The 16,966-nt window shown below is 72.2% G+C and carries 16 protein-coding genes, 1 other RNA gene and 2 pseudogenes; 8 read left to right on the plus strand and 11 right to left on the minus strand.

The genetic code is table 11. From position 1 onward, the window contains the following. The first annotated feature begins 84 nt into the window (after positions 1-84). The 3 genes and pseudogenes from ACYVMZ_RS02245 to ACYVMZ_RS02255 all read left to right on the plus strand — a co-directional run. Positions 85-456 carry a DoxX family protein gene (locus ACYVMZ_RS02245; RefSeq protein ID WP_461074832.1) on the plus strand — a complete coding sequence of 124 codons (372 nt, stop codon included), beginning with the start codon at positions 85-87 and terminating at the stop codon, positions 454-456. 94 nt (positions 457-550) lie between these two features. Next, positions 551-1,609 (plus strand): LLM class flavin-dependent oxidoreductase, encoded by a 1,059-nt coding sequence (locus ACYVMZ_RS02250; RefSeq protein ID WP_461074834.1) that lies wholly within the window; start codon positions 551-553, stop codon positions 1,607-1,609. A 328-nt stretch (positions 1,610-1,937) separates the two neighbouring features. After that, positions 1,938-2,270: pseudogene (locus ACYVMZ_RS02255) on the plus strand (IS630 family transposase); the annotation flags it as partial. A gap of 482 nt (positions 2,271-2,752) precedes the next feature. Here ACYVMZ_RS02255 and rnpB read toward each other — a convergent pair. The 4 genes and pseudogenes from rnpB to ACYVMZ_RS02275 all read right to left on the minus strand — a co-directional run bounded on the left by rnpB (position 2,753) and on the right by ACYVMZ_RS02275 (position 5,526). After that, an RNA gene (gene rnpB / locus ACYVMZ_RS02260) (RNase P RNA component class A) lies at positions 2,753-3,170 on the minus strand. A 115-nt stretch (positions 3,171-3,285) separates the two neighbouring features. Beyond that, positions 3,286-4,065: pseudogene (locus tag ACYVMZ_RS02265) on the minus strand (DMT family transporter); the annotation flags it as partial. Between the two features lie 19 nt (positions 4,066-4,084). Then, the gene (locus tag ACYVMZ_RS02270; protein WP_461074836.1) at positions 4,085-4,948 is read right to left on the minus strand and encodes an AraC family transcriptional regulator; all 864 of its coding nucleotides are present in this window, start codon (positions 4,946-4,948) and stop codon (positions 4,085-4,087) included. Then, positions 4,948-5,526 (minus strand): Uma2 family endonuclease, encoded by a 579-nt coding sequence (locus ACYVMZ_RS02275; protein WP_461074838.1) that lies wholly within the window; start codon positions 5,524-5,526, stop codon positions 4,948-4,950. The genes ACYVMZ_RS02270 and ACYVMZ_RS02275 overlap by 1 nt, the downstream gene beginning before the upstream one ends. 164 nt (positions 5,527-5,690) lie before the next feature. On the opposite strand from ACYVMZ_RS02275, the gene ACYVMZ_RS02280 reads away from it, so the two are divergent. The 3 genes from ACYVMZ_RS02280 to yaaA are packed head-to-tail and all read left to right on the plus strand — an operon-like array spanning position 5,691 to position 7,840. Continuing rightward, entirely contained in the window at positions 5,691-6,446 is a 756-nt protein-coding gene (locus ACYVMZ_RS02280; protein ID WP_461074840.1) for a MerR family transcriptional regulator, read from the plus strand. Then, positions 6,443-7,015: a hypothetical protein gene (locus ACYVMZ_RS02285; protein WP_461074842.1), complete on the plus strand. Its 573-nt coding sequence runs from the start codon at positions 6,443-6,445 to the stop codon at positions 7,013-7,015. Before ACYVMZ_RS02280 ends, ACYVMZ_RS02285 begins: the two co-directional genes overlap by 4 nt. Before the next feature lie 42 nt (positions 7,016-7,057). Next, positions 7,058-7,840, plus strand: coding sequence for a peroxide stress protein YaaA (gene yaaA / locus ACYVMZ_RS02290; protein ID WP_461074844.1), 783 nt, complete (start codon positions 7,058-7,060; stop codon positions 7,838-7,840). 72 nt (positions 7,841-7,912) lie between these two features. Here yaaA and ACYVMZ_RS02295 read toward each other — a convergent pair whose 3' ends face one another. From ACYVMZ_RS02295 to ACYVMZ_RS02305, 3 genes are read right to left on the minus strand one after another with little or no spacing between them, the layout of a single operon-like run. After that, positions 7,913-9,418, minus strand: a complete 1,506-nt coding sequence (locus ACYVMZ_RS02295) for a bifunctional RNase H/acid phosphatase (RefSeq protein ID WP_461074846.1) — start codon at positions 9,416-9,418, stop codon at positions 7,913-7,915. 47 nt (positions 9,419-9,465) lie between these two features. Further along, positions 9,466-10,209: a zinc ribbon domain-containing protein gene (locus ACYVMZ_RS02300; protein WP_461076297.1), complete on the minus strand. Its 744-nt coding sequence runs from the start codon at positions 10,207-10,209 to the stop codon at positions 9,466-9,468. Further along, complete coding sequence (locus ACYVMZ_RS02305) at positions 10,206-11,069, minus strand: Nif3-like dinuclear metal center hexameric protein (protein WP_461074848.1); 864 nt, start codon at positions 11,067-11,069, stop codon at positions 10,206-10,208. Before ACYVMZ_RS02305 ends, ACYVMZ_RS02300 begins: the two co-directional genes overlap by 4 nt. Positions 11,070-11,267: 198 nt before the next feature. On the opposite strand from ACYVMZ_RS02305, the gene ACYVMZ_RS02310 reads away from it, so the two are divergent. Both ACYVMZ_RS02310 and ACYVMZ_RS02315 read left to right on the plus strand, forming a co-directional pair. After that, positions 11,268-12,506: a hypothetical protein gene (locus ACYVMZ_RS02310; protein ID WP_461074850.1), complete on the plus strand. Its 1,239-nt coding sequence runs from the start codon at positions 11,268-11,270 to the stop codon at positions 12,504-12,506. Positions 12,507-12,611: 105 nt separating this feature from the next. Next, complete coding sequence (locus tag ACYVMZ_RS02315; RefSeq protein ID WP_461074852.1) at positions 12,612-12,776, plus strand: hypothetical protein; 165 nt, start codon at positions 12,612-12,614, stop codon at positions 12,774-12,776. A gap of 144 nt (positions 12,777-12,920) precedes the next feature. On the opposite strand, the gene ACYVMZ_RS02320 is transcribed toward ACYVMZ_RS02315, so the two are convergent. The 4 genes from ACYVMZ_RS02320 to ACYVMZ_RS02335 all read right to left on the minus strand — a co-directional run bounded on the left by ACYVMZ_RS02320 (position 12,921) and on the right by ACYVMZ_RS02335 (position 16,950). After that, positions 12,921-13,898 carry a 3-oxoacyl-ACP reductase gene (locus ACYVMZ_RS02320; protein ID WP_461074854.1) on the minus strand — a complete coding sequence of 326 codons (978 nt, stop codon included), beginning with the start codon at positions 13,896-13,898 and terminating at the stop codon, positions 12,921-12,923. Between the two features lie 80 nt (positions 13,899-13,978). Next, on the minus strand, positions 13,979-15,055 hold the full coding sequence (locus ACYVMZ_RS02325; RefSeq protein WP_461074856.1) for a Zn-dependent alcohol dehydrogenase: 1,077 nt from the start codon (positions 15,053-15,055) through the stop codon (positions 13,979-13,981). 69 nt (positions 15,056-15,124) lie between these two features. Continuing rightward, entirely contained in the window at positions 15,125-15,982 is an 858-nt protein-coding gene (locus tag ACYVMZ_RS02330; protein WP_461074858.1) for a MaoC/PaaZ C-terminal domain-containing protein, read from the minus strand. Between the two features lie 164 nt (positions 15,983-16,146). Next, positions 16,147-16,950, minus strand: coding sequence for a class I SAM-dependent methyltransferase (locus ACYVMZ_RS02335; RefSeq protein WP_461074860.1), 804 nt, complete (start codon positions 16,948-16,950; stop codon positions 16,147-16,149). Positions 16,951-16,966 lie beyond the last annotated feature (16 nt).

The raw sequence follows: 16,966 nt of genomic DNA on the forward strand, positions 1-16,966 counted from the left end.
CCCGCTCACTCCTCATCCGCTCACTCCTCATCCGCCGCGGCGATCCCCACCGCGGCGCGACCGAAGAAGAAGGTCTCCGCTCCGATGAACGTGTTCCTGTGGATCCTGCAGGGAGTCCTCGCCGCGCTGTTCGTGGCCGCCGGCGTCACCAAGTCCACCCAGCCCCGCGAAAAGCTCATATCCCAGCTGCCGTGGGTCAGTGACGTCTCGACACCCGTAGTGCGTCTGATCGGCGCCGCCGAACTCGCCGGCGCCCTCGGGCTGATCCTGCCGGGTGCTTTCGACATCGCCACCGTGCTCACCCCGCTGGCCGCCACCGGCCTGGCTGTGATCATGTTCCTGGCCATGGGCCTCCACGCCCGCCGCAAGGAGCCGCAGGCCATCGGGTTCAACGCGATCCTGCTCATCGTCGCCGCGGTCATCATGTGGGGCCGGTTCGGGCCCTACTCCTTCTGAACCCCCAGTCCCCCGCCCCATCACAGCGGCCCGGCCCGCGACCACGCCGGCCGGGCCGCTCCTCCCAACCCCTGTCCCCCTATCGGAGACGACCGTGGAACTGGGCATCCTCTCCCTGTCCGACCTGCAGACCGACCCCACCACAGGAGAACTGCACGACCCGGGGCGCCGCACCCGCGAGATCGTCTCCTACGCCATCGCCGCCGACCAGGCCGGCCTGGACGTCTTCGGTCTCGGCGAGCACCACAGCTGGGACTTCGCAGTCGCCAACCCCGCCGTCCCGCTGGCCGCGATCGCCCAGGCCACCAGCCGTATCCGGCTGGCCAGTGCCGTGTCGGTGCTCTCCACCGCCGATCCGGTCCGGCGGCACCAGGACTTCGCCTCCCTCGACCTCATCAGCGACGGCCGCACCGAGATCATCGCCGGGCGCAGTGCGTTCGTCGAGGCGTTCCGCCTGTTCGGCGTGGACCTCGAGGACTACGACGACGTGTTCGCGGAGAAGCTGCGGCTGCTGCTCGCCATCCGTGAGAACCCCGAACACGTCACCTGGCGCGGACGGTTCCGCCCGGCCATGGACAGCCTGTCCGTCCAGCCCCCGCCCCAGCAGCCGCAGTTGCCGCTGTGGCTCGGCGTGGGCGGCACCCCCTCCAGCGTGGAACGCGCCGGACGCCTCGGCCTGCCCATGGCGCTCGGCCTCATCGGCGGGGACATCCGACGTGCCCGCCCCCTCATCGAGCACTACCGCGCGGTCGGCACAGCGGCCGGCCACCCCGCCGACCGGCTGCGGCTCGGCAGATCCGGCCACTTCTACGTCGGCCGCACCTCCCAGGGCGCACGCGACGACGTCTTCCCCTTCTACAAGGAATACGTCCGCCCCAAGCCGCCCACCGGACGCGGCTTTCACATCGGACGCGCCGAGTTCGACGCCGCAGCGGTACCGTTCGGCGCGCTGATGGTCGGCAGTCCCCAGGAGATCATCGACAAGATCCTCGCCGAACGCGACGTACTCGGCATCGACCGCTACCTGGGCCAGATCGACTTCGGCGGTATGCCCGCCGGGATGGTCCACGACTCGATCGAGCTTCTCGCCACCGAGATCGCCCCCGTCATCCGCAGGGAACTCGCCCCGCCGGCCGGACCGGCCGCAGCCTGACGAACAGCTGAACCGGCGTCGCGGACGTCGGCGGCCACGATCTTGCGACGTGCGCACCCTGTTTTGAAAACGACGATCGTCCACCCAGATGGACGGGTCGTCGACTCGCGCGGGGCCGTGACCTCGACGGGGCCTGCGGCGGTGGTCACGGTCCGGGGCCGGTGGTGGCCGTTGCGGACCACCAGGCGGCGCCCGGCCTCGTCCGTCTCGGCGGCCAACTCGGCTAGGTACTCGTGAACGACAAGCGGGCGGACATGGCCACCGGCGACCGACCCGCGCGCCAACGCGGGCCTACTCGGTGACCTTCAGTCGATCACTCGGGAAGGTACGCCCTTCGCGTCCAACCCGAGGCCGATCTCAGGTCTTGAGCATTGCTCTGGCCTGCTACCGCGCCGGACACCGGCCGCGCTTCTTCTCAAGCTGCACATCTGGCACGGCCGCCGGGGCGAGCCGAAGGCCAGCCGAGGGAATCTGGTCGCTCCTCAAGCGGCACCTGGCCGACTTCGCCGCGGCAGACCTCGCCCACCTGACCCGCGTGATCAAGCGGAAGCTGAAGAAGCTCCAGTACCGGCCCCACCTGATCGACGGCTGCCTGCCGCCCACCGGCCTGATCATGGACTACGACCTGACCAGTGCATCGGACTCCGTGAGTTCAACCTGAGTAATTTTGTCCCGTAACTGCTGGTCACTGGATGTGACAATCACGGCGTCGGATCCGTCTTGGATAGCCCCGTTCATGGGGCTGAGCCTGCGTCCCCCACCTTGTTGAGTAGGGAGCGGAACCCCATGCCTCATATGGCCACCTTCGCGAGGAACAGTGGTTCCCGGCAGGAGCGGGCAACGAGACGCTTTCGCCAGTGATCACTTCTAACAGGCTCCACTGCCGGACGCACCATCGGTGATCGAGTTCAGCCGGAGCGGTCGACGAGAAGACACCCCGTACATGTACTTCCGATACATCCGGTACCGAGATGTCCGCCACAGATTCGGCATTGGACCGCACTTGACGCCCGGAATACCGAATATGTCGCACGTGCGGTGGACAGGGACGACAATCCTTGCAGCCCAAATTCGCCCCGGATTCGACCCGGCAGTTTATTCAGCTAGTAAACATAGCCTCTGACCTGCGAAAATAAAGAGCGGCAGACGAGTCAGGCTATACGCCGGGTTCTGTTCTCCAGGGTCCTCACGGCCCCTGGAGCGACGGCCATCCATCTAGGACCGACGTTGCCGTCGGCCTCGTGCGGTCTACCCGCGGACTCGGGCGGGCAGCCCTCGAGCGTCCGCGCAGAGACACCGCTCCTTGCGAAGAGGCGTCTCCTCTTGACCTTGCTCCGGGTGGGGTTTACCTAGCTGCCCAGGTCACCCTGGGCACTGGTGGTCTCTTACACCACCGTTTCACCCTTACCGAGGGCCGGAGCTCTCGGCGGTTTGCTTTCTGTGGCACTGTCCCGCGGGTCACCCCGGGTGGCCGTTAGCCACCACCCTGCCCTGTGGAGCCCGGACGTTCCTCGGGGAGCTCCCCGTCAGGGGGACTCCACGCGGCCGTCCGCCCGGCTCGTCTGCCGTGTCGACCATGGTACCGGGCGGGAGCGCGGTCTCGGTCCGGTGGCCGTCGCCAGCACCGAGCCGGTGAGGATCAGGGCGAAGGAGGCCAGGATGCCCGCGGTCAGGGGCTCGTCCAGGAAGAGCGCGCCGGCCGCCACCGCGACCGCCGGGTTGACGTACGTGATGACCGTCGCCCGGGTCGGACCGGCCTCCTTGATCAGCTCCAGGAAGGCGACGAAGGCGATCGCCGTGCAGATCACGCCCAGGCCGGCGAGGGCGGCCAGGGCCGAGGCGGAGGGCATGGTGGACGGCCAGGTGAGGGCCGCCGCGGGGGCGTAGACGAGCGCCGCCAGTGCCAGGCAGGACGCCGTGAGGTGGAGGGACGGGACGTCCTTCAGCCACCGCGCGGCGATCAGCGGGGCCGTCGCGTAGCCCAGCACCGTCACCAGCACCTCCGCCAGGGAGCGGGCGTCGCCGCCGGTCAGGTGGGGGACGGTCAGGACCGCCACGCCCGCCAGGCCGAGCGCCAGGCCCGTCAGACGGCGTATGCCGAGGCGTTCCGTGTCGCCGAAGAAGCGGGCGAGGGCGACGCCGACGATCGGGACGCCCGCGATCAGCAGGCCGGCCGTGGAGCTGGACAGGTGGCGCTCGGCGTCGGTCAGCGTCCACCACGGGCCGATGATCTCGATGCACGCGAAGGCCAGCAGGGGGCGCCAGTGCGCCCGTACGGCCGTCGTCAGGCCCCCTTGCCGTAGGGCGAAGGGCAGCAGGAGCGCGGCGCCGAGCGCGCAGCGCGTGAACACCACCATGGACGGGGACATCTCGTCCACCGCCACCTTGATCATCAGGTAGGGGATGCCCCAGACCACTCCCATCAGGGAGAACAGGAACCAGCCGCGTGCCGTCATGCGGGGAGTGTGCGTCTCGTCATCGTCCGGCGTCTTGAACGCTGTTGCGGTACGCGGCCGGGGTCACGCCCAGTACCCGGCGGAACCAGCGGGTGAGGTGCGCCTGGTCGGCGAAGCCCACCAGCGGCGCGACCTCGGCGGGGCGCAGTCCGGACTCCAGCAGGCCGCGGGCCCGGGTCACGCGGTACTGGGCGAGCCAGGCGTACGGCGGCACTCCCATCGTCGTACGGAAGGCGCGCAGCAGCTGGTAGCGGGACAGCCCCAGGTCGGCGGCGAGGTCGGCGAGGGAGGGCGGGGCGAGGAGTTCGTCGGCGAGGCGGTCGCGGACGGCCTGGGCGATGTGGCCGGCGCCGGGGAGGGTGTCGGGCGTCGCGCGGGCGGTGGAGTGGCGGCGGGCCAGGGCCGTGAGCAGCCAGGGGAGGCGGGACTCGGTCTCCAGCGGGTCGGGGCAGGTACTGACGTCCGTGTGGGTGCGGCGCAGGGCGGCGGCCAGCTCCGGGTCGTCGAGGACGGGTTCGCGGAAGTGCGGGAGGCCGCCGAGGGTGCCGTCGGTGAGGAGGGCGGGGTCGGCGTACAGGGCGCGGTAGGCGTAGCCGTCGCAGGCGGCCGGGCCGCCGGTGTGCATCTCGCCGGGGTCCAGGACTACGATGGAACCCGGGCCCGCGTGGATGTGGCCGCCCCGGTAGGCGATGACCTCCGAGCCGCCGACGCAGACGCCCACGGTGAACTCCTCGTGGGCGTGCGGGGCGTAGACGTGCCGGTCGAAGCGGGCGGTGAGCAGGTCGAGGGGTGGGCCGCAGCGGCCCAGTCGTGCCCTGGTCCAGTGGGCCTGCTCGCGTATCCGGTCTTCTGCGCTCACCTCACACCCCCGCTCACAGGGCATCAGAGGAAGTCGCTGGTGTCCAGGTCGAAGCCGAAGGGCTCGGGGAGGGCGATCGGTTTGCCGAGCGGGCGGGTGCAGTGCTCGCGGTAGTCGTCCTTCTCCGGGTCGCTGAACAGCGTGATCGAGGAGGCTTCGCGGTCGACGAGCAGGTAGAGGGGGATGCCGCCGCGGGCGTAGCAGCGGCGTTTGGCCTCGCGGTCGGCCTGGGGCTTGGTGGACGTCACTTCCAGGACCATGGCGACGCCGTCGCAGGGCATCCAGGAGTCGGCGCCCCGGTAGAGCCGCCGTTCGGTGGGGGCGAAGGTGCCGTCCGGGATCACGTGGTCCTTCGGGCAACCGCCCCCGCTTCGCAGTTTCAGTCCCTTGTTCCCGGCGAACTGCATGTCGGTCCGGGACCGCCTGATCACCTGGTTCACGATCAGCCCGATGTAGTCCTCGTGATCCCCGTCCGGCGGCGGCGTCACAACGATCTCCCCCTCGATCAGCTCGGCCCGGAAACCCTCCGGGGTGTCCAGGGCGAGAAAACCCTCCAGCAGGACCTCTTCCTGCGTGAGCGGCTCATGGGCCATGGCAGTCATGTCACGCCCCTCCTTCGGTCGCTCGCCAGACTGGGACATCGGCTGATCACCTGTCCGTGAGATCGGGACCCGTTCCCCTCGATCGTGGCACACGATCAACGCCGCCGTCAGGCGGCGAGCCGACCGCTTGACCCTGCCGCGACGTCAACGTCTCTACTGATCCCATGCGGATCGGAGAACTCGCCGCGGCCGTGGGCGTCACCACGCGGACCGTGCGGCACTACCACCATCTGGACCTGCTGCCCGAGCCCGAGCGGCGGGCCAACGGCTACCGGCACTACACGCTGCGGCACGCCGTCGTGCTCGCCCGGATCCGGCGGCTGACCGAGCTGGGGCTCGGCCTCGCCGAGGTGCGGGACGTGCTCGCGGACGACGCCGGGAAGGACCTCGTCGAGGTGCTGACGGAGCTGGATCAGGACCTGGCGCGGCAGGAGGAGGCGATCCGTGAGCGGCGGGCGCGGTTGCGGGCGCTGCTGGAGACGGAGGGCGGGGTGTCCGCCGAGGGGCCGGTCTCGCCCGAGCTGGCCGCGCTGTTCGCGGAGACGGCGCATCTGGCGGTCTCCCCGATGGCCGCGAAGGACCGCGAGATCCTCGCCTTCCTGGACACCGCGGCACCCCCTGAGGTCCGGGAGCGCATGGCATCGGCGCTGAACGGCACCCTGGGCACCCCGGACGGGGTGGAACGGACGCGCGCAGCCTACGCGCTGCTCGACGAACTCGCCGACGCCGGCCCCGACGACCCGCGCATCGAGGAGGCGGCCCGGGCGCTCGCCGACTGCGTCCCCCGCGACCTGCTCCCGGACTACGGGGCCGTCGACCACGACGACAGCTTCCTGCGCGCCTTCTACGCCGACTTCGCCCCGGCCCAGGCCGAGGCGATCCGCCGCACGCTGCGGATGCTGGCCGAGGAGGGCAGATGAGAGTCGCGTACGCGCTCGTCCGGCACGAGGCGCGGCTGCTGGCGAGTCTCGTGCTGTGGGCGGCGCGGCGCACGCACGGGTCGGACGGCGGGCGGGTCTTCGGGTACATGAGCGGGCAGGCCGCGATGATGTTCGGGGTCGCGTTCGTGTGCGTCGTCGAGACGGTGGGGATATCCGTGCTGCTGCGGGACTGGCCGGCCGCGCACGCGGTGGTCCTCGTCCTGGACGTGTACACCGTCGTCTTCGTCGTGGCCCTGCACGCCGCGTCCGTGGTCCGCCCCCACGTCCTCCACGGCGACTCACTGCGGATCCGCCGTGCCCTCCACGTCGACGTACGCGTTCCGCTGGAGCGGATCGCCTCCGTGCGCCGCGAGCTGCGGACGACGCACGAGCGGGCCGACGGTGAGCTCGACGTCGCCGTCGGCTCCCAGACCTCCGTCACGCTCGAACTCACCGAGCCGGTCACCCATGTCACCTTCTTCGGCCGCCGCCGGGAGGTACGCGTGCTCCGCTTCCACGCCGACGACGCCGACGGCCTCGTACGGGCCCTCGCCCAGGAGCGTGTCTGAGGCCGCCGTACGCTGTCCCGGAGCTCGACCGAAGGAGTACGTGTGCTTGTCCTGCTGCCGCCGTCCGAAGGCAAGGCCGCTTCCGGCCGTGGCGCCCCGCTGAAGCTGGAGTCGCTGTCGCTGCCGGGGCTGACGGCCGCCCGTGCGGCCGTGCTGGAGGAGCTGGTCGAGCTGTGTGCCGCTGACGAGGGCAAGGCGCGCGAGGTGCTCGGGCTGAGCGAGGGCCTGCGGGGCGAGGTCGCGAAGAACGCGGAGCTGCGGACGGCCGGGGCGCGGCCCGCCGGGGAGATCTACACGGGAGTGCTGTACGACGCCCTGGACCTCGCCTCCCTCGACACGGCCGCCAAGCAGCGCGCCGCCCGCTCCCTGCTCGTCTTCTCGGGGCTGTGGGGGGCGCTCCGGATGACCGACCGGATCCCGTCGTACCGCTGCTCGATGGGCGTGAAGCTGCCCGGTCTGGGGGCGCTGGGCTCGTACTGGCGTACGCCGATGGCGGCCGTCCTTCCCGAGGCGGCCGGGGACGGGCTGCTGCTGGACCTGCGGTCCTCCGCCTATGCCGCCGCGTGGAAGCCGAAGGGGGAGGTCGCTGGGCGGACGGCGACCGTGCGGGTGCTGCACGCGCCGACCCGGAAGGTGGTCAGCCACTTCAACAAGGCGACGAAGGGGCGGATCGTACGGAGTCTGCTGACGGCCGGGGCCGCGCCGCAGGACCCCGCCGAGCTGGTGGAGGCGCTGCGGGAGCTGGGATACGAGGTGGAGGCCCAGGCGCCCGCGAGGGCGGGGCAGGCCTGGTCGCTGGATGTGCTGGTGACGGAGGTCCACTGATCAGCCCAGGGTGGACGGACGTCCCGCTGGACTGGGCGCGGCCCGAGGGGCCGGCCCGGGAGGCGGCCGGGCTCAGCGCAGGTGCGAGGTGTCGTTGAGGAGCCGGACGCTGGCGTTGCCGTCCGCGTAGTACGCCACCACCGACAGGGACGCGGCCGACAGTTCCATGCGGAACAGGGACTCCGGCGGGGCGCCCAGGGCGAGGCGTACCAGCGTCTTGATCGGGGTGACGTGGGTGACGAGCAGGACCGTGCGGCCCGCGTACGCCGCGACCAGCTTGTCGCGGGTGGCGGCGATCCGGGTCGCGGTCGCCGCGAAGCTCTCGCCGCCTCCGGTGGGGGCCGCCTCCGGGGAGTCGAGCCAGGCGGTCAGGTCGTCCGGGTAGCGTTCGCGCACCTCGCCGAAGGTGAGCCCCTCCCAGGCGCCGAAGTCGGTCTCGCGCAGGCCCTCGTCGATGCTCACGTCGAGCCCGAGGCGGGCGGCGACGATGCCGGCGGTCTCCCGGGCGCGGGCGAGCGGCGACGACACGACGGCCTGGATCGTGCCACGCCGGGCCAGTACGGCGGCGACTCTCTCGGCCTGTTCCCGGCCGATGCCGGAGAGCGCGGGGTCGGTGCCGCCGCTGCCGGAGAACCGCTTCTGGGGCGTGAGCGGGGTCTCCCCGTGCCGAAGCAGTACGAAGGTCGCGGGCGGGCCCATGTCGGCGGGTGCCCAGCCGACGGAGGGCGCGGTGGCCGCGGCCACGTTCTTCGCGGCTCGTACGTCGTTGGCCTGCACGTCGTCGGCCTGCACGTCGTTGGCCCGTGTGCCGTCGGCCCGTACGTCGTCGGCCTGTACGCCGTCGGCCCGTACGCCGTCGGCAATCGGACTGTCGGTCTCCGCGCCGAGGGCGGCGGTAGGGCTCTGTGCGGTGTCCCGGGGTCCGGGAGCCGCCGGGGATCCCGGCCGGCCCGTGCCACCGGAGGAGACCGGGTCACCGGAGGAGGCCGGGTCACCGGACAAGGCCCGCTCGCCACGCGCGCCCGCCAGTGCCGCGCCCGCCAGTGCCGCGCGTGCCTTCGCCGCGCCCGCCGCCGCGTCCCCGGGCGGGCCCGTCGGCTCGGGCAGCGCAGCCCGCGCCGCGCGGGTGTCCAGGTCGGCCGTCGACGCCGACGGCGACCACTGCTCGCCCCGGCTCCCCGCGTCCATCGCCTCGTTGGCCAGCCGGTCCGCGTGCTTGTTGCGGTCGCGGGGGATCCACTCGTACGTCACCCGGTCCGGCGGGAACACGCGTGCCGCCTGAGCCGCGAGCGGCTTCATGTCGGGGTGCTTGATCTTCCAGCGGCCCGTCATCTGCTCGATGACGAGCTTGGAGTCCATGCGGACGTGCACCGTGGCGGACGGGTCCAGGGCGTGGGCGGCGCGCAGGCCGGCGAGCAGGCCCCGGTACTCGGCGACGTTGTTGGTGGCGACGCCGATGTACTCGGCCGTCTCCGCGAGCGTCTCGCCCGTCGCCGCGTCACTGACCACGGCTCCGTAGCCCGCGGGCCCCGGGTTGCCCCGTGACCCGCCGTCCGCCTCGACGATGAACTCCCGCACGGCCAAAGCCCCTTACTGCCAGCCCTTTATTGCCCTCTTACCGCCGTTTACAGGCCCGACTCGGCCGTGCGCACCAGGATGCGGCGGCAGCTCTCGCAGCGGATCACGGTGTTGGGCGCGGCGGCGCGGATCTCGTTCACCTCGGTGATGGGGAGCTCCTGGTGGCAGCCCTGGCAGGTGCGGGCGTACAGCTTCGCCGCGCCGACGCCGCCCTGCTGCTCACGCAGCTTGTCGTAGAGCTTGAGCAGGTCGGCGGGGACCGAGGCCGCGATGACCTCGCGCTCCTTGGTCACCGAGGCGGCCTCGCCGTCGATCTCCTCGAAGGCGGCGTCCCGGCGCGCGGTCGCGTCGTCGATCTTCGCCTGGACGGAGGTGACCCGCTCGGTGAGCTCGGCGACCCGCTCCTGCGCGGACTCCCGGCGCTCCATCACCTCCAGGACGATGTCCTCCAGGTCGCCCTGCCGCTTGGCGAGGGAGGCGATCTCGCGCTGGAGGTTCTCCAGGTCCTTGGGCGAGCTGACGTGGCCGGAGTCGAGGCGCTGCTGGTCGCGGGCGGCGCGCTGGCGCACCTGGTCCACGTCCTGCTCGGCCTTGGTCTGCTCGCGGGCGCAGTCGCTCTCCTCGGTCTGCGCGGCCACCAGCAGGTCGCGCAGCTGCGTGAGGTCCTTGGTCAGTGACTCGATCTCGGCGTGCTCGGGCAGCGACCTCCGCTTGTGCGCCAGCTGCTGGAGGCGGACGTCGAGGGCCTGGACGTCGAGGAGTCGGATCTGGTCGGCGGGCTCGGCGTTCAGTTGGGGGCTCCAGGAGTGTGCGTCGGGGTGGACGCCGCGTGGGCGGTCCAGGGGTCGGTGACCGTCTTCGAGACGTGGACCCTCAGGTCCCATCCGTTGCGGTCGGAGATCTCGTCGAGCTGGCTCGCGGCCAGCTCGCACCAGGGCCACTCGGTGGCCCAGTGCGCCGCGTCGAGCAGCGCGAGGGGACTGTGGGCACGAGCCGCCATGAACTCTGCTGCCGGGTGGTGGCGCAGGTCCGCGGTGAGGAAGGCGTCCACACCGGCCGCCCGTACGTGGTCGAAGAGGCTGTCGCCGGAGCCGCCGCTGACGGCGACCGTGCGGACGGTGGCCTCGGGGTCGCCGGCGACGCGGACGCCCTGCGCGGTGGCGGGCAGCCGCTCGGCGGCGCGGGCGGCGAACTCGCGCACGGTCAGCGGGCGGTCCAGCTCGCAGACCCGGCCCAGGCCGCGGCGGCCCTCGGGGTCGGTGGGGTCCGGTACGAGGGGTCGTACGACCCGCAGGTCCAGCGCGCCGGCCAGCGCGTCGGACACGCCCGGGTCGGCCGTGTCGGCGTTCGTGTGCGCCACGTGCAGCGCGATGTCGTTCTTGATGAGCGTGTGGACGACGCGGCCCTTGAAGTGCGTCGCCGCGACCGTGGTCGTGCCCCGCAGATACAGCGGGTGGTGGGTGACGAGCAGGTCGGCGCCCAGTTTCACGGCCTCGTCGACGATCTCCTGCACGGGGTCGACGGCGAACAGGACCCGCGTGACCTCCTGGTCGGGGTCGCCCACGACGGTGCCGACCGCGTCCCAGGACTCGGCCCGTTCGGCGGGCCACAGGTTCTCCAGCGCGGCGATGACTTCAGACAGACGGGGCACGGATGCAAGGCTACCTGGGTGTTCGGCGCCGCTGAACCGGCACAGCCCTCCCGGAACGGCCCCCGCCCCGCCGAGCACAACCACCGCGGTTTCCTCAGGCGAATCGTTCCTGGGACACCCTTATGTGTGAAGCGGGAGCCCGCCCGTCCCACGTCTGTGCGTGCGAAATCTAGTTTCGTCGCTGGAGGTGACCGAACGATGACGGCCTGTGCGACCGAGCCCCCGGCGGCGGACGAGGACGGTGTCTCCCCGCGGACAGGGTGCGTGATCACGGTGGACGGCGGCTACGCCGCGCGCCTCGCCCGCAGCGGCGACTCCTGGTACCCGGAGCGCTGGACCCTGGACGGCCCCGAGCCGTACGCGGTGCCGCTGCCCGGCAACCAGCCGGAGGAACCCGGCACCGAGGTACAGCCGATGCGCGACGGGCGCGTCCTCATCCACCGGCTGGTGGCCGGACGGCACGCCTTCAGCCTGCTCTACCCGACCGGCCCCGGCACCGGCGAGCTGCCGCTGGGCGCGGTCGAGTGCCCGGACGACGGCACCCGGCTGCGGCTGCTGCCGCCCGCGCCGGACGGCGAGAAGGCGTACGCCCTCGCCGTGGGCCGGCGTTCGACGGCGGTGTGGCTGGTGGCGGGCGGTGCCTACGGGCCCGAGCAGCTGGCCGAGGTCCCCGGCCGCTGCTCGGGCGGGGTGTGGCTGGACCGCGCCGGGCGGATGCTGGCGCTGGACCGGGAGATCGGCGGGCCCGTCAAAACGGTCGTGGTGGATCTGGAGCGGGGCGGCGAGGTGTCGCCGCTGCTGCAGATCGCCGCCGACAGCGACGACCGGCTGCTGCTCGCCGATCCCGACAGCGGGCTGCTGCTGATCCGCTCGGACGCGCCCTCGCCCGGCCGGGACCGGCTGGGCTGGGGCGTGCTGGGCAGCACCCTGCCGGTGCGCTTCCCGGAGAGCCTCAGGGTGAACGACTGCACGGTCACGCCCTTCGCGATCCAGCCGGGGCAGGTGCTGATGCCGGAGAGCTGCGCGGTGGCGCTGCGCGTGGACGGTCCGCTCGGCACCTGGGTCGGCGTGTGGCGGCCGGCCGGGCGGCAGGTGCACCATCTCCCGGCGCCCGAGGGGTGGTTGGCGGGGGCCGGGCTGTGGACGCCGGACGGGGTGCTGCATCTGCCGTACGCCACGCGGGAGTCGCCGTGCGGGCTGGCGCGGCTGAGCGTGCCGGCGTCGCGGGATCCGTCGCCGGAGCCGTCACCAGGGCCGTCTCAGGAGCCGTCGCTGGAGCCGTCGCCAGAGCCTTCGCAGGAGCCGGGACCCGCGACTGACAGACCAGCTGACAGATCAGCTGGCAGACCGCCGGAGAAGCCCTCGGAACCGGAACCTCCGAAACCCGTCGTCGCGCGTCCCGTGCCCCTCCAACAGGCGCCGCTGGGCGGCTTGTAACGAAGTAGTGCCGGTTGGCGTGCCCGTCTGGATTCGGGGCGAGGTGTGCCGGTTAAACTCGCCCGGCTGTAAGAAAGATCATGTTGACGGGGTGAATTCCTTCCGATGAGCGACGCCAGCACGAACCAGCCCTCTGCCGACGTCCAGGAGATCGCCGCCGGCCACGGCCGGCACCGAGGCCCGGTCTCCACGCAGGACAGTGAGACGGCTCCGCGTGGCCGCCACCGCAAGCCGGTCCAGGAGACCGAGCAGACCGAGACGGCGGCCTGACGGAGCGTCAGCAGCAGGCAGCAGACGGCGCAGGTCCGGTTCGTCGTAGGACGGGCCGGGCGGCGCCCGGCCCCGCTCGTCGCACGACGGGCGGGGCCGTCGCGCATCCGGGGCCATTGCGCGTCCGGGGTTACGCGTCCGGGGTTACGCGCGCCGCAGCCCCAGCACCTCCACCGCCGCGAACGTCTCCCGCGCCGGCCGGTCCGCGTAGTACGGGGTGAGCAGCGCGTCCAGTTCCTCGTACGTGAAGGTGTCCTGTTTGCTGTCGAACGTGGCGGCCACCCGGGGCCGTTCGACGACGGCCACCATGCCGCCGTGCACGACGAGCACCTGTCCACTGACCCGCTCGGCGGCGGGCGAGGCCAGGTAGCCGACGAGCGGGGCGACGTGCTCGGGGGCGAGCGGGTCGAGGCCGCTGTCCGGCTGCTCGACGCCCGCGAAGACGTCCTCGGTCATACGGGTGCGGGCGCGCGGGCAGATCGCGTTGGCCGTGACGCCGTACTTGGCCAGGGCATGGGCCGTGGAGGTGGTCAGGCCGACGATGCCGCCTTTGGCCGCCGCGTAGTTGGGCTGTCCGGCGCTGCCGGCGAGGAACGCCTCCGAGGAGGTGTTCACGATCCGCCCGTACACCGGGCCGCCGGCCCGCTTGGAGCGCTCCCGCCAGTGCGCGGCGGCGAAACGGGTGGTGTTGAAGTGTCCCTTGAGGTGGACGCGGATCACGGCGTCCCACTCGTCCTCGGTCATGGAGAAGACCATGCGGTCGCGCAGGATGCCCGCGTTGTTGACGAGGATGTCGAGCTCCCCGAACTCCGTGATCGCCGACTCGACGAGTTCTGCGGCCCGGTGGAAGTCGGAGACGTCCCCGGTGTGGGCGAGCGCGGTCCCGCCCGCGGCCTCGATCTCGGCGACGACCCGCTCGGCGGGCCCGGCGGAGGCCGCGCCCGTGCCTCCTCCGAGCTCTCGGCTTCGCTCGAGCGGGGGGGACCCCCATCGGCCGGGCTGACCGTAGTCGTTGACGACGACGGCCGCGCCGAGCCGGGCGAGCTCCAGCGCCTCGGCCCGGCCGATCCCGCGCCCGGCGCCGGTGACGATCGCGACGCGTCCCTGAAGTGGCAGTGGCATACGTGTCCTTCGCGGTCCGACAGGTCTCCGGCAGGTCTCCAGCAGGTCTCCAGCAGGTCTCCAGCTGGGATGCGACGGGGCTAGATCTCGACGCAGGTGCGCAGGGCCGTGCCCGTCCGCATCTGGTCGAGGGCCTCGTTGACGTCGGCGAGCGGCACCCGGTGGGTGATCAGGCCGTCCAGGTCGACGCGGCCGGCCCGCCACAGGGCGACGGTCCGCTCGTAGGAGCGCAGGACGTCCCCGCCGCCGTACAGGGACGGCAGGATCCGCTTCTCGTCGAAGAACAACTCGAACATGCTGAGCTGGAGGAAGTCGTCCATGGCGCCCGCGCCGACGACGACCAGCGTGCCGCCGCGCCGCGTGGTCTCGTACGCCGTCCTGGCCGTCGCCGCCCGGCCGACGACCTCGAAGACGTAGTCGAAGCCCTCGCCACCGGTGACCTGCTGCTTGGCGTCGGGCAGTTCCTCGGGGGACACGGCCTTCGTCGCCCCGAACCTCACAGCCGACTCCCGCCGTGAAACGACCGGATCGACGGCGACGATCTCGGCGGCGCCCCGCAGCCGCGCCCCCTGGATCACGGAGATGCCCACGCCCCCGCACCCGATGACGGCGACCGACGAACCGGCCGCCAGGTCCGCGGTGTTGAGCGCGGCCCCCAGCCCGGTCGTCACCCCGCAGCCGATGAGCGCCGCGATGTCGAAGGGCACGTCGTCCGGGATGGGCACGGCGCACCCGGCGTCGACGACGACCTCCTCGGCGAAGGTGCCGGTGCCCGCGAAACCGAACAGGTCCAGGCCGGGCCGCCGGAAGTTGGGCGTGCCCGCGTTCATGAACCCGGCCAGGCACAGCTCGGTCTGCCCGCGCCGGCAGGCGGGGCAGGCCCCGCAGGCGGGCAGCCAGCACACGACGACCCGGTCCCCGGGCTTCACCCGTGTGACGCCCTCGCCGACCTCCACCACCTCGCCCGCGCCCTCGTGCCCGGGGACGAACGGCGCCGGCTGCGGCAGCACCCCGCTCATCGCGGACAGGTCCGAGTGGCACAGCCCGGTGGCCCGCACCCGGATCCGCACCCTGCCGGGGCCGAAGCCCACCGCCTCGACGTCGTCGAGGACCTCCAGCTTGTCCTGTCCGGTCTCGTGCAGTACGGCTGCCCGCATGGTGCGGCTCCCCTCGAAGGACGGAACTCCGGAGTACTGGCTCAGGGGTACTGGCTCAGGAGTGCTGGCTCAGGAGTGCTGGACGATGGTGTCGACGAGCACGGGTGTGTCTCCTCGCTCGACGGCGCTCACGGCGACCCGCACCTCGCCGGCGCGCCGCCACATACGGATCCGCAAGGTCTCCCCCGGGTACACGACCCCGGCGAACCGCGTGGCGTACGAGCGCACCCGCGTCACGTCCCCGCCGAGCAGCGTGTCGACGACCGCCTTGAGCGTCATGCCGTACGTGCACAGCCCGTGCAGGAGGGGCCGCTCGAACCCGGCGAGCTTGGCGAACTCGGGGTCGGCGTGCAGGGGGTTCCAGTCGCCGGAGAGGCGGTAGAGCAGCGCCTGGTCCTCACGCACCGGCCGCTCGACGACGCGCTCGGGCTCCCCGGCGGGCGCCTCCAGACGCGAGGACGGCCCCCGCTCACCACGCCAGCCCCCCTCCCCCCGTACGTAGATCTGGGCGTCACTGGTCCACAGCGGCCCGTCGGCGTCGGCGACATCGGTGCGCAGGACGAGGACGGCCGCCTTGCCCTTGTCGTACACGGCGGCGATGCGGGAGGTGGCGGTCGCGCCGCCCCGGACCGGGATCGGACGGTGGAGCCGCAGGCTCTGCCCCCCGTGCAGCACCCGCGCCAGGTCCACCTCCACGCCCGGCATGGACAGTCCGCTGATCACCCCGGGCGATCCGGCGCCCGCGACGGTGGCGAAGCTGGGCAGGACGTGCAGCCGGGACTCCAGGGTGTAGCGCAGCTCGTCGGGGTCGGTGGCGGGGCGGCCCGCGCCGATGCCGAGGTGGTAGAGCTGAACGTCCTTGGGGACCCAGGAGATCTCGCCGGTCCGGGGCTCGGCGGCGAGCGCCTTGGCTGCGTCGATGGGCATGGGGCTCCTGATCGCCGTGGGAGAGAGACCGCAAGAGACCTCGGCACGGCCGTCCGCACCGTCGTCCGCGCCGAGGCCGTCACGATCCGGACTGAAACGCGTTCCAGTCCGGCGCCCTCTGTATAGCCCAGGGCTCCCTAGTTGTGAAGGCTCCTGACGAGGTGTCAGCCGGGTGCCTGCGCGCCCGGCTCCCGCCGGAACAACCCCGTCCACAGAAAGCTCTCCCCGAAGCGGGGCGAGTCCTCCGGCTCGTCCCGCATCCGGCGCAGTTCCACCTCCGTCAGCTCCGAGAAGATCCACCGCAGCGACTCGGCGGTGTACGCCAGCCCGCCCTGCAGACCGGCCTGCCGGTAGAACTCGGCATCCGGCAGCTCGGACCCCATTCCCCCGGCAGCGAAGCAGGTCAGAGCGAACAGCCCACGGGGAGCCAGGGCCCGTTCCAGCAGGGCCAGATAGCTGATCCGGCGATGGGGCGGCAGATGGTGGAAGCACCCCGAGTCGTAGATCAGGTCGTACGGCCCGTCGAGCCCGTGGCGTTCCGTACCGACGAGCGCGAACGCGTCGCCGCAGTGGAATCGAACCGCCCCCGTACCCGTCCCCGTCCCCGTCCTGGTCCCAGTCCCGGTCCCGGTTCCCGCCTCGCCGGCCCGCTCCCGCGCCCAGTCGACGGCCGCCGGCGACAGATCGACCGCGTCCACCTCGAACCCCCGCTTGGCCAGATACAGCGCGTTGCGCCCCGGCCCGCAGCCGAGATCGAGGGCGCGCCCGCCCCTGAGCAGCCCGCGGTCCAGGTACGACACCAGGCTCTCGTCCGGCTTCGCCGCGAAGAACGGCACCGGCCGGGAGCGGTCCGCGTAGAACCCGTCCCACCAGCCGGCCCCCCGGTCCGTCCACCGGTCGGCCTCCGCCGCGAACAGGCCGTCCAGCAGCTCGAGCAGATCGTCCACCGTGCGTATGTTCCGGTCCATCCGGCCCCCTTCCACG

This window comes from Streptomyces deserti, from assembly GCF_054782695.1.